Origin of the sequence: Zoogloea sp. (assembly GCF_017302315.1) — a bacterium.
Taxonomy (GTDB): domain Bacteria; phylum Pseudomonadota; class Gammaproteobacteria; order Burkholderiales; family Rhodocyclaceae; genus Zoogloea.
This window is the reverse complement of the sequence record NZ_JAFLDT010000050.1, coordinates 1-12,567: the sequence shown is the minus strand read 5'-3', so window position 1 is coordinate 12,567 and position 12,567 is coordinate 1. Positions and strand designations below refer to the sequence as shown.

Sequence of the window (12,567 nt, the reverse complement as noted above, 5' to 3'; positions counted from 1 at the left end):
GGGACAACCCCCTCGCACCGGCCTGTTTCGTGAACACAGCATCCACCCAACGGAGCGCCCATGGATCGTCGTGACTTCGCAAGATTCGCCGCCGTCTCGACCCTGACCAGGATGCTGGCCGGGGTTGAGACCACCCATGCCGCAACTGCGGCAACGACGGAATCCGCCGACCGTCATCACCAGGAAGCCATGCGGCGCTACGACGAGCTCACCGGCGGGCCGAAGCTGAGCATCGGCATGCTCGTCTATCCGGGGATGTTCCTGCAGGATCTGGTCGGGCCCCTGACCCTGTTCGAAGCGCTGATGAACCGCGACATCCACCTGCTGTGGAAGAACCTGGACCCGGTGGGAAACGATGGAGGGGGAAGCACCGCACTGATCCCCGTCAAGCCAACGATGACCTTCGACGACAGCCCCGGGCAGTTCGACGTGCTGTTCGTGCCGGGCGGCATCCCGGGCACCTTCACGATGATGGAAGACCCCGTGGTTCTGGACTTCCTGGCCCAGGCAGCTAAGAACGCGCGCTTTGTCACCAGCGTCTGCACCGGCTCGCTGATTCTCGGCGCGGCCGGCTTGCTCGACGGCTACCGGGCCACCTCCCACTGGGCTACCCGCGATGTCCTTGCCGAACTCGGGGCAATTCCCACGCCCGGCCGCATCGTCACCGACCGCAACCGCATCACCGGTGGCGGCGTCACCGCAGGGCTGGACTTCGGTCTCGCCCTCGTCGCCCTGCTGCGCAACCGCAGCTACGCCGAGGCCATCCAGCTTTACCTGGAATACGACCCCGACCCGGGCTTCAATGCGGGCGCCCCTGAAAAGGCACCCCCCATCGTCACCGCATTCCTGAACGACATGTTTGCAGGCATGCGCGACACCGCCTTTGCCACCGCCAGGCGGGCCCAGCGGCGCAACCGCTCCCGCACCTGAGCCCTCTTCCGTAGGGCCATGCCGCGGCCGACCAAGCCATAGCGTGGCGCCTGACGCTGCGCCTGGACGCCCGATGGCTTGCGACACTATGCCGCATTGTTGCAAGCCGCCTCCGCCACGAAAATCCGGCGACATTCTTTCCTCCAGCCCAAGGACCCTCCATGCCCAAGCACGCCTCCCTGTTCGCCCTGACTGCCCTCGCATCCGCCCTCCTCGCAGCCTGCGGCGGCGGCGGTGGTGGCTCCAGCAAGTCATCCCTGTCCGGCACGGTCGCAGATGGCTACCTGAAGGGTGCGACCGTGTGTCTGGACATCAACACCAATGGCGCCTGCGACAGCAGCGAGCCGAGCACCACCACCACCGACGGTGGCAAGTACACCCTGAGTGATCTCACCGCCGGCGACGAAAACAAGTACCCGGTGCTGGTTCTGGTTCCGGCCACCGCGGTGGACAGCGACAATCCGACCGGCACCGTCGGCAAGCCCTACTTCCTGTCCGCCCCCGCCGGCAAGGGCAGCTTCGTGAGCCCGCTCACCACCCTGGTCCAGCAGAAGGTCGCTGCCGGCGCGACGGTGGACAGCGCGGAGAGCGCCGTCAAGAACCTCCTCGGCATCACCGACACCACGGTCAGCCTGTTCAGCGACTACATCGCCGGCAAGGGCAGCGCCACCCAGGCCGATGCCACCTCAGCCGGTCGCTACGCCCGCGCCCATGAGGCCGCCAAGGTGGTGGCCAAGTCCCTGCAGTCCGGCTATGACGGCCTGAAGTCCGACAGCAACGCCAAGGCCGTGCAGAAGGTCCTGCTGGCTCAGGCGGAAGACGCCCTTACCGTGCAGAAGGCCACCTCGGCCGACACCACCAACCCCACCTTCACCACCGCCGGCGTTGTCGCCGTGGACAGCCCCAACACGCTGAAGAAGATTGTCGCCTTCGAAAAGGGCAGCACCGCCGCCGCCACCCAGGCAGTCAGCATCACGTTCGATGTCACCGCTGGTGGTCAGGCGGTCTCCTGCGGCGTTCCCCTGACCGGTCTGGGCACCAAGGCCACCGCCGGCCAGGTGAAGGACCTGCGCTTCTACGTCACCAACGTGCTGCTCATCGACGCTCAGGGCAATACGGTTCCCGTGACCCTCGACGCCAATGCCAACCAGGCCCGTGACGTGGCCCTGATCGACTTCGAAGACGCCACCGGCAAGTGCCCCACCAGCACCGGCACCGCCGCCACCTACACCACCCTCACCGGCAAGGTCCCCCCGGGCACCTACGTGGGCGTTACCCTGAGCGTGGGCGTTCCGGTCAAGTCCGCCGATGCCGACAAGGTTTCCCTGAACCACAGCAACACCACGGCCACCACCACCCCCGAGATCCTGACCAGCTCGGCGATGGCCTGGTCCTGGCAGGCTGGCCGCAAGTTCATGAAGATCGAGTACGTGCCCGACACCCCGATCGCCCGCCCCGACGGCACCACCACGACCACCTGGAACGTGCACCTGGGCTCCACCGGCTGCAAGGGCGACCCCACCAAGGGCGTCGTGACCGCCTGTACCAACCCCAACCGCATGGACTTCTCCTTCGCGGCCTTCAACGCCAGCACCCAGAAGATCGTCCTCGATCTGGCCGAGCTGTTCAAGAACTCCGACCTGAGCTATGAAGGCGGCGGCGCAGCGGGCTGCATGTCCGGCACCACCGATCCGGAATGCCCGGGCACCTTCCAGGCCCTGCAGATCGACCTGGCCACCGGCCTGCCCATCAACGGCGGCGCCGCCCAGAAGGTCTTTGCCGTGAAGGCCAAGTAAGCCGACCGGAAAGATATCCCACGATGAAGAACAGCCCCTTCTACGGGGCGTTCACCGCCGCCACGCTTGCCAGCTTCGTGCTGATGAGCTGTGGCGGCGGTGGCACGTCCACCACCGACAAGAGCCAGACCGTCAACGCCGACCCCTCCTGGAGCTGGAACCTCCCGGTCAACTTCGCCACCCCGGCGGTCCCGGCCGACAACCCCATGTCAGAAGAGAAGTTCCAGCTCGGCCGCTACCTCTTCCATGACACCCGTCTGTCCGGCAACGGTACCCAGGCATGCGCGTCCTGCCATGTGCAGAGCCTGGCCTTCACCGACGGCAAGGCAGTGGCCACCGGCTCCACCGGCGAGCACACCGCCCGCAGCGCCATGCCCATCGCCAACGCGGCCTATCACCCCACGTTCAACTGGGCCAACTCCGCCACCACCTCCCTCGAGCAGCAGATGGAGACCCCGCTGTTCGCCACCAGTCCGGTGGAACTGGGCATCAATGACAGCAACCGGGCCACAGTGCTGAAGCGTTTCCAGGACGACAGCGACTACGTGGCCCGCTTCGGCCGCGCCTTTCCCGGCGAAGCCAGCCCGATCAGCTTCACCAACATCATCAAGGCCATCGCCACCTTCGAGCGGGGCATGTTGTCGGGTGACTCCAAGTACGACCGCTACCAGAAGGGCCAGGCCACCCTCACCGCCAGCGAGGAGCGCGGCCGCAACCTGTTCTTCACCGAGAAGGCCGAGTGCTTCCACTGCCACGGCAGCTTCAACTTCAACGATCAGCTGAAGCACGCCGGCTCGCGCAGCGTCGAGACCCCCTTCCACAACACGGGCCTCTACAACATCGACGGCAAGGGTGGCTTCCCGGCCCCCAACCGGGGCATCTTCGAGCTCACCGGCAAGGCCGAGGACATGGGCGCCTTCCGGGCCCAGAGCCTGCGAAACGTGGCCGTCACCGCCCCCTACATGCACGACGGCAGCATCGCCACCCTGGAAGAGGTGCTCGACTTCTATGCCGCCGGCGGGCGCCACATCACCTCGGGGCCCCTGGCCGGAGACGGGCGCAACAACCCATACAAGAGCGACCTGATCAGCCGCATCGATCTCGACGCCCAGGAGAAGGCCGACCTGATCGCCTTCCTCAAGACCCTCACCGACGAGAGCCTGCTCACCAGCAGCCGCTTCTCCAATCCCTTCAAGTAGGCGCTCCATGCAGCACGCCCCCCTCGTCGCCGGCGCCGCGCTCGTAGCCAGCATGCTTGCCGGGCTGAGCACCGAGCACACCCTCGCGTCCGCCGCGCCGGCCTGGCGCTGGAACCTGCCGGCCCACTTCAAGCCGCCCCGTGTCCCGGCGGACAACCCCATGTCCGAAGAGAGGTTCCAGCTCGGCCGGCGCCTCTTCTACGACACCCGCCTGTCGGGCAACGGCACCCAGGCCTGTGCCTCCTGCCATTTCCAGCACCTGGCCTTCACCGACGGCAAGGCGGTGTCCACCGGCTCCACCGGCGAAGAGACCGCCCGCAACGCGCCCAGCATCGCCAACAGCGCCTGGAACCCCACCCTGACCTGGGCGAACTACTCCATCCTCGATCTCGAACGCCACATGCTGGTCCCCATGTTCGGCGAGAACCCGGTGGAGCTGGGCATCGATGACAGCACCCGCGCCAAGGTCCTGCAGCGTTTCCGCGACGACCCCGACTATCAGGCGCGCTTTGCCCGGGCCTTCGGCTCCGGGGAGGCACAGATCAGCTACGCCCACCTCATCCAGGCCATCTCGGTCTTCCAGCGTGGCGTGGTGTCGGCCAATTCGCGCTATGACCAATACCTGGCCGGCAAGCTCAAACTCAGCGAGGCGGAAGAACGTGGCCGCGCCCTGTTCTTCTCGGAGCAGGCCCAGTGCAGCACCTGCCACAGCGGCCCCACCTTCAGCGACCAGTACGCCGACGAGACGACCACCCCGGTGCGCACGCCCTACCACAACACCGGGCTGTACAACATCGACGGCAAGGGCGCCTACCCCGAACCCAATCGCGGCATCCTGGAGCTGTCCGGCAAGCCGGAGGACATGGGCGCCTTCCGCACCCAGAGCCTGCGCAACGTGGCGGTCACCGCCCCCTACATGCACGACGGCAGCATCGCCACCCTGGAGGCCGTGCTCGATCACTACGCCGCCCATGGACGCACCCTGGCCAATACCGCCCATGCCGGTGACGGCAGCCGCAACCCCTACAAAGATCCGCGGATTGACCGCATCCGCCTCGACAGCCAGGGCAAGGCCGACCTGATCGCCTTCCTGAAGACCCTCACCGATGAAGAACTTCTCACCAGCGCACGCTATGCCAATCCCTTCAAGTAAGCCTGCCGCCCTGCTGCTGCCTTCCCTCCTCCTGGCCTTCGCGGGCCAGGCTGCCGCCCATGAGACTGCAGCCCCGGCAGAAGACCGCCTGAGCATCTCCGGCGGCTTCGGGCTGATGTCCCTGCATGCGGATCAGCCCTACCCCGCCCCGCGCCTGCCCGGCGTGCTCGAAGCCGGCAGCCCCCGGGCCGACGAACGTCGCGACGGCCTCGACTACGCCGAGATCGCCCTGCGCGCCCGCTTCAGCGACGCCTTGCGCGGCTTCCTGAAAGTGGCGCACCACGGCGGCCCGGACAGCAGCAACCACACCGAGGAAGCCTGGCTCGAAGGGCGCATCGCGCCGGCCCACGACCACCTGGCTACCCTGCGGGTCGGCCGCCAGCTACTGCCCCTGGGCCTGCTCAACCCCATCCACGTCCATGCCCGGGACTTCGGCATCTCACCCCTGGCCATGCGCGGCGCGGTGAACGATTACTGGCGCGCCGACGGCGTCCGCAGCGACTGGAATCACCCGGCCGGCTGGTCGCTGGGCCTTGGCGCCTGGCGCAACCAGAGCTTCCCCGGCGCCGATGCCGGCGGCTTCAAGCTGCTCACCGCCCGGGCCGGCTGGAAGAGGGAAACGCTGCAACTGGAGGCCGGCTACGCCAATGTCAATGCCGACGGCCGAGCCCTGGTAACCACCGGCAACGTGGGCCATACCCACAGCGTACCCAGCTGCACCCGCATCACCACCGACCGGGTGTGCTTCGACGGCACCGCCCAGCTCCTCTCCCTGGCGGCGCGCTGGACTCCCGCCGACAGCCCCCTGTGGGTCGGTGCCGAGTGGTGGTACAAACGTGAAGAGGGCCGCCTCGACAGCATCAACGGCGCCCCCGCCTACACCGGCAAGCTCAACGGCGGCTGGGTGGATGTGGGCTGGCGCCTCGCCCCCGGCTGGGAAGTCATCGGCCGCGCCGAACGCCTGGTGGGCCGCCACCACCTGGCCGGCGTCAATGCCGGCCTCGTCGCCACCCAGAGCGGCCTCACCGACGCCGACAAGAACCCCACCAGCCTCGGCGCGGTTGTCAAATGGCGCCCCCTCGACGGCCACCGGATCACCGCCGAATGGCACCGGGAGCGGGACGGCACGACAGACAACAACGTCTACCTGCTGCGCTACCAATTCACCTTTGCCAAAGGGCTGCTGTAGGCCGGGGTAGCAGACAGGCCTACACCTTGGGGGACTCGATCCGCCCTCCTCGGTCTGCCCCGTCGTCCGACCGTCGATGCCCCCCTCCCGCTGAGACGACATCCCGGAGCAATGTGTAGGGGCGACTTCAGTCGCCCATCCACGCGTTGATCACAGGCATGCCGTTGATCGAAGTCCGCGGGCGACTGAAGTCGCCCCCACACGCCCTCCGGCCACCATCGGCGCCTCCCGCAAACCCGTTCAGCGCTTCAGAAGTTCATGCTCAACGTCACCCTCGCCGTGCGCGGCTCCGCCGGGTGGGTATGGATGTCGCTGAAGCCTTCTGCGGGCTCGCCGCGCAGACGCGAGGTGTAGTAGTAGTCGATGTCGCTCACCTTCCGGTTCAGGAGGTTGAAGACATCCAGCGACAGCCGGGTATCGGCATTGATGCGGTAGCCTACCCGGGCGTAGGTCAGCGTACTACCCTTGGAGCGCACGCTGTTGTCCTCGATGAGGGCGCGCGGCCCGAAGTGGCGGAGCTGGATCTGCCCGAACCAGGGGCCGAGATCGGTCACGGTGGCGCCCGCCGACAACACCTTCCGCACCGCACCGGGCACATGCCGGCCGGCGTTCGGCGCGTCGCCCTGGATCTGCCGGAAACGCGCCTGGGAGATGGCCAGATCCGCATCCAGGATCAACCAGGGCGCGGCCACGTAGTGGTTGTTGAACTCCACCCCATGGCGCCGGGATGCGCCACTGGCCTCGGTCTCACCCGCGTCGCCGACAAAGACCAGTTCGGAGGCAATGTCCAGCTGCCACAGGGCCACGGAACTCTGCAGCCCCGGCAACCATTCGCTGCGGAAGCCGATCTCGCGCCCCTTGGTACGCACCAGGGGGATCGCCGGGTCGATGGCCTCGCCGGTCTTGGCCGTCACCTTCGCGGTCATGCCGCGGGCGTCGTTGCTGTGAAAGCCGTAGCCCCAGTTGAGGAAGACTTCACTCTTCGCCCAGGGGCCAAAGATCAGCGACAGCTTGGGACTGTTGATCCAGGCGCTGCGCTCGCCACTGTTGGCGTCGATGCTGCTCGTCACGTCCACGCTGCTCCGGTCGGCGCGCAAGCCGGCGACGCTGCGCAGCCAGGGCAGCCAGCGCGTCTCATTCTGGGCAAACAGACCGACGCTGTTTTGCCGCACCCGGCTCTCCTGGGTGACACCCGTGCGCTCCCCATCCTTCGCGGTGTACAGCCCCACCGGGCTCAGGCTGTCCCGGCGCCACTGCGCACCCACGGTGGTGTTGCTCGCCAGCCCGCCGAGGCTGCCCTTCCACATCCGGCTGACGCTGCCGCCCATGACATTGCGTGACTCGGCCTGCTCGAACTGATCCCCATCCACCGGGTTGTCCAGGTAGTAGGTGAAGTTGGAGAAGAGGGCGAGGCGCGAGCGGATGAAATAGGCGTTGGCGCTCCATTCGCCATCGTCCATCTGCCGGAGCATCTGCCAGGACAGACTGTAGCGGCTGGTCTTGCCATGATCCGACGGGTCGATGGCACCATAGCGGCCGATCAGGCCACTGTCGATGGCCCGTTGCGGCACCTGGTCGGTGCTGTGCCAGTGAGACGTATAGGCCATCGCCGTGAGGCTGTGCCGGGTGTCGCCCTCGGCCAGGCTGTAGCGCAGCACGCCATTCACGCGGCGGTAGTTCTGCGGGTTCTGCCAGGGCCCGTTGTTGTAGGCCCCCTCCAGGGCATACAGCAGCGTGCCGGCATTCAGCGCCACCGACTTGGCCACCAGGCCACGGGTGAACTGCCGCTCCCCGAGGGTGACCGAAGCCAGCCCCTTGGGCAGGCTGTCCACCATACTCAACCGGGCCGATCCGGCCGAGCTGAAATCCCCATCCTCGGCCGCGTAGAGCCCCTTGCGGTAGTGGATGGACTGGAGCAGCTCGGGGATCAGGAAGTTGAGATCGGTGTAACCCTGGCCGTGGGCATGGGTAGGCATGTTCACCGGCATGCCGTCCAGGTGGGTGGCGAAGTCGGTGCCGTGGTCGAGGTTGAAGCCACGCAGGTAATACTGGTTGGCCTTGCCGTCGCCGCTGTGCTGGGACACGATCACACCGGGCACAAACTCCAGCACCTCGGCCGGGCGCAGGGTCGGGCGGCTCTGCAGCAGCTTGCGGGTCACCACGCCTTCACTGGCGGCATCGGTGGTGCCCACGGCGTTCTGGTAATTGCCCATGACCACCACATCGGCCAGGGTTGGCACATCCGCCCCCTCAGCCCGGGCCAGGCTCGCGGGCGCGATGAGTGCACATGCCAGCGCCAGGGCCAGGGGGCTGCGCTGTGGCTTGAAGGCAGCACGTTTCTGCTTGAGAGGCTTCATGTCGGCGCGTGTATGAAGATAAATAAAATAATCATACACGCGCACCCACCTGCCTGCCATACGCATTCCGACGTAGATCCACCCGGGGTGCGAGCGGGGAATCCTGTCTGCTCCGCGGGCTCAGAGCCCCTCGCTGCCCCCCTGCAGGCGCTCGACCATGCGCACCAGGTCCGGCAGGGTCGTCACCCCCATCTTGTGCATGATGTTGTGGCGATGGACCTTCACGGTCATCTCGGACACACCAAGCTCGGCCGCGGCCTGCTTGTTCAGCGCACCCCTCACCATGAAGGTGATCACCTCCTTCTCACGTCCGGTCAGCAAGGCATAGCGGCGGCGGATCTCACCCACCTCGCTCTCGGCCTGCCGGGTACTGCGGGCCTGGGCAAGGGCGCTGCGGATGGCGGCCAGCAGATCCTCATCGCGGAAGGGTTTGGCCAGGAACTCCACCGCCCCCTTCTTGATGGCCCTCACCGCCATGGGAATGTCCCCGTGGCCGGTGATGAAGATGATCGGGATGGAGGCCCCCGACCCGGCCAGCCGGGCCTGCAATTCGAGCCCCGTCAGCCCGGGCATGCGCACATCCAGGATCAGGCAGGCGACCCGGGGCAGCCGCGGCCCCTCCAGAAAGGCCGCCGCGGAGGCGTAGGTCTCGACTTGCAGACCCACCGAACGGATCAGGCTGCTCAGGGCCTCCCGCACCGAGAGGTCGTCATCCACCACATACACCCAGTCCTGGCTATCCGCCACGCGCACCTCCAGGCACTTCCATCCCTGCCATGCTCATCTCCTCTCCTGCTTCGATGCGCCCGTGGTCCGGGCGTCAGTTGTCCGGGATGGTGAATTCGAAACACGCCCCGGGGCCGCCATCCCGCGCCAGCCACAGGCGCCCGCCATGGTTCTCGACAATGCTGCGGCTGATGGCCAGCCCCATGCCTAAGCCATCCGGTTTGGTGGAAAAGAAGGCTTCGAACATCCGCGCATCGGAACCCGCTGCAACGCCCGGGCCGTTGTCGCGCACCGAGAACCGCAGCCCCCCCGCCGGGTCGGCCACCACATCGATCTGCAGCAGGCGCGCCCGCTCAGACTGCTCGCGCATGGCATCCACGGCATTGACGATCAGGTTGATGAGCACCTGCTGCAACTGCACCGCATCGGCAATCAGACGGGGCGGAGGATCGGGCAGCCGCACGCAGGGGTCGACGCCCGCCTCCGTCAGCATCATCTGCAACATCTGCAGCACTTCGTCGAGCATGCGGGCCAGGTCCACCGGCGCCCGCCGGATCTGGCCGGCCCGCAGGAAGCCGCGGATGCGCGAGATCACCGCGCCGGCCAGGCTCGCATCACGATTGGCCCGCTGCAGCGCGGCCGCCACCTCGATCAGGTTCGGCTCGTCGTGGGACAACCAGCGCAGGGCCGCCTGGCTGTTGGTGATGACCGCCGCCAGGGGCTGATTGATCTCGTGGGCAATGGAGGCCACCAGTTCGCCCATCGCCGTGAAGCGGGCCACCCGGGTCAGCTCCGCGCGGGTCGCCGCCAGGGAGCGCTCAGCCTCCATGCGGGCAGTGATGTCCTCGACGATCACCGCCAGCATGGGGCCATCCTCGTCCATGGCCGGGATGCGCGAGGCGCTCACATTGGCCCACAGGTAGCTCCCTTCCTTCTTCTCGTAGCGCTTCTGCACCGTGTAACTGGGGAAGTCACCATCGAACAGGCCATGCACGTTGCGCTCGGTGAGGCCGCGCTCGCACGGCGCCGTAAGCTCGATCAGCGACACGCCGACGATCTCATCACGGGCATAGCCCAGCATGCGCTGCAAGGCGGGGTTGGCGGAGAGGATCTTGCCGTCCCGGTCCGCCAGGGCGATCCCCACCGCGGTGTTCTCGTAGAGACCCTGCCAGCGGCGATCGGAAACCTGCAGGGCGGCAAAGCTGCGCTGCAGCGACTTGCGGCTCGCCACCAGCCCGGCGGTGAGTTCGAGGATGTCCGAGGCCTGGGAGTTGAGTTCGCGCTGCAGGATGTCCACGGTGCGCTTCACCGTCACCAGGTTGCGCGCCCGTGCCCGCAGCTCCTGGGCCGAAAACGGCTTGGTGAGATAGTCCTGCACCAGATGCTCCAGCAGGTTCTCGCGCAGGGCATCGTCTGCCCGGGCCGACAGCACCAGCACCGGCACACTGGGGAAGTCGCGCCGCTCGCTGAGGGCACGGACAAAACGCTCGCCGCCCCAGCGCGGCATCATCAGGTCGGTGATGATCAGGTCGGGCGGGTCGGCAATCGCCGCCTGGAAGGCCGCCTCCCCGTCCTCCCGCAGGATCACGTTGTACTCGTCCGACAGCACGTCGTAGAGAAACAGGCGCAGATCCGGGTTGTCCTCGGCCACCAGCACCTTGGGCTTGCCCGGGTGAAAGACTTCGGCGGCCGGGCGGGGCAGATCCGGCGCCAGGGGGAAGGCCCCCTCCGCCAGGGTTGGCATGTCCTTCCCGCCGCCACTGCGCACAAAGGCGCCCTCCGGCGCCCGGGCCGGCAGCTCCACCTGGAAGAGCGCACCGCCCCCGGGCGCATCCATCACCACCACGGTGCCCCGGTGCAGGTCCACGAACTCCTTGACGATGTTCAGCCCCAGGCCGCTGCCGCCGGCCCCCGGGTCATCGCGGCCCTGGGTGAAGCGGTCGAAGATATGCGCCTTCATGGCATCGGGCACGCCGGGGCCGGTGTCCTGCACGCCGATCAGCACCCGCCCTCCTGGCACGCTCTCCACCTGGCAGGCGATCCGCCCCCCGGCGGGGGTGAACTTGAAGGCGTTGGAGAGCAGATTGGCCATCACCCGCACGAACTTGGCCCGATCCACCTCCGCATACAGTTCGTCCTCTCCGCGCAGGCCCAGGCTGACGTGGCGGTCTTCCGCCGCGGCCTCGAAGCCCGCCGCGATCTCCCGCACCAGGGCCACCAGGTCGGCATTGACATAGGCCATGGGCATGCGGTCCGCGTCGATGCGGGCCAGGTCCAGCAGGTTGTTCACCTGCTGCAGCAGGCTGCGGGCATTGCGCTGGATGGCGGCGAGGCGGAAGCGCTCCCGCTCGCCCAGCCCGGTGCCGTCCTTGATGAGCTGGTCCACCGGCCCGAGGATCAAGGCCAGGGGCGTGCGCAGTTCATGGCTGACATTGGCAAAGAAGCGGGTCTTGTAGCCGTCCAGTTCCTTCAGGCGTTCAAGGGCACCCTGCAGCTCGCTGTTCTTGCGTGACAGCTCGGCGCTGCCGGCGATTTTTTCGGTGATGTTGCGCCCCTCGGGCAGCAGAAAGGCCACCTTACCCTCGTCGTCGAGGATGGGCGTGAGGGAGAAGTCGATGACGATGGTGCGGCTGCCCTGGAGGTCGCCGAAGACTTCGAAGTCGCAGCGGACGAACTGGCCGGTGCGGGCCGTGGCGATCATCTCCCGCACCCGCTGGCGCACCTCTTCCGACACTTCCCACCAACGGGCTTCCCAGAAGGGCCGGCCGATCACGTCCTCCAGGCCGACACCCGCCCCGTTGAGGGCCGCCTGGTTGATCTCCAGCACCGTCCCGTCCAGGTCCAGCAAGCCCAGGAACTGGTACATGGAATCCAGGATGATCCGGGCCATCTTCTGCCGCCGCACATCCCGTGCATCGCCAGCCTCGATCACCACCCCGCGCACCGAGGTGCGCCGTGCGACCCTGCAGATATCGTCGTCGGGAATCATCCTGTTTTCCTCAACGGCCCTCTCGGAAACTGCCAGCCAATGCCGACGGGGCCTGGCTGGTGCATGACGGCAGCCACAGGGACCGCAGGAGCACCTCTGTGGGGGCGACTTCAGAGGGTGTCGCAAAACTCGTCGCCAACCAGGCATTCACGATGGACTCGGCACCAAACGCGGTTCAGTCACCCGAAAACGCCATGTTTTTGCGAGCTAAATGCAGTTTTTGATCTC

At 67.1% G+C, this 12,567-nt stretch carries 8 protein-coding genes; 5 read left to right on the top strand and 3 right to left on the bottom strand.

The features are described 5' to 3' along the window. The first annotated feature begins 60 nt into the window (after positions 1 to 60). The 5 genes from J0L98_RS14465 (at position 61) to J0L98_RS14445 (ending at position 6,267) form a co-directional block, all read left to right on the top strand. Positions 61 to 930, top strand: a complete 870-nt coding sequence (locus tag J0L98_RS14465) for a DJ-1/PfpI family protein (RefSeq protein WP_296412478.1) — start codon at positions 61 to 63, stop codon at positions 928 to 930. A gap of 161 nt (positions 931 to 1,091) precedes the next feature. After that, on the top strand, positions 1,092 to 2,726 hold the full coding sequence (locus tag J0L98_RS14460) for an MbnP family copper-binding protein (RefSeq protein WP_296412477.1): 1,635 nt from the start codon (positions 1,092 to 1,094) through the stop codon (positions 2,724 to 2,726). A gap of 23 nt (positions 2,727 to 2,749) precedes the next feature. Further along, complete coding sequence (locus J0L98_RS14455; RefSeq protein WP_296412476.1) at positions 2,750 to 3,925, top strand: methanobactin export MATE transporter MbnM; 1,176 nt, start codon at positions 2,750 to 2,752, stop codon at positions 3,923 to 3,925. A gap of 7 nt (positions 3,926 to 3,932) precedes the next feature. Continuing rightward, on the top strand, positions 3,933 to 5,078 hold the full coding sequence (locus J0L98_RS14450; protein ID WP_296412475.1) for a methanobactin export MATE transporter MbnM: 1,146 nt from the start codon (positions 3,933 to 3,935) through the stop codon (positions 5,076 to 5,078). Then, positions 5,059 to 6,267 carry a hypothetical protein gene (locus J0L98_RS14445; RefSeq protein ID WP_296412474.1) on the top strand — a complete coding sequence of 403 codons (1,209 nt, stop codon included), beginning with the start codon at positions 5,059 to 5,061 and terminating at the stop codon, positions 6,265 to 6,267. Before J0L98_RS14450 ends, J0L98_RS14445 begins: the two co-directional genes overlap by 20 nt. A 248-nt stretch (positions 6,268 to 6,515) precedes the next feature. Here the strand turns inward: J0L98_RS14445 and J0L98_RS14440 are convergent, their stop codons facing one another. The 3 genes from J0L98_RS14440 to J0L98_RS14430 form a co-directional block, all read right to left on the bottom strand. Beyond that, positions 6,516 to 8,624: a TonB-dependent receptor gene (locus J0L98_RS14440; protein WP_296412473.1), complete on the bottom strand. Its 2,109-nt coding sequence runs from the start codon at positions 8,622 to 8,624 to the stop codon at positions 6,516 to 6,518. Positions 8,625 to 8,744: 120 nt separating this feature from the next. Next, positions 8,745 to 9,371, bottom strand: coding sequence for a response regulator transcription factor (locus J0L98_RS14435; protein ID WP_296412472.1), 627 nt, complete (start codon positions 9,369 to 9,371; stop codon positions 8,745 to 8,747). A 73-nt stretch (positions 9,372 to 9,444) separates the two neighbouring features. After that, positions 9,445 to 12,339 (bottom strand): ATP-binding protein, encoded by a 2,895-nt coding sequence (locus tag J0L98_RS14430; protein WP_296412471.1) that lies wholly within the window; start codon positions 12,337 to 12,339, stop codon positions 9,445 to 9,447. Positions 12,340 to 12,567: the final 228 nt, after the last annotated feature.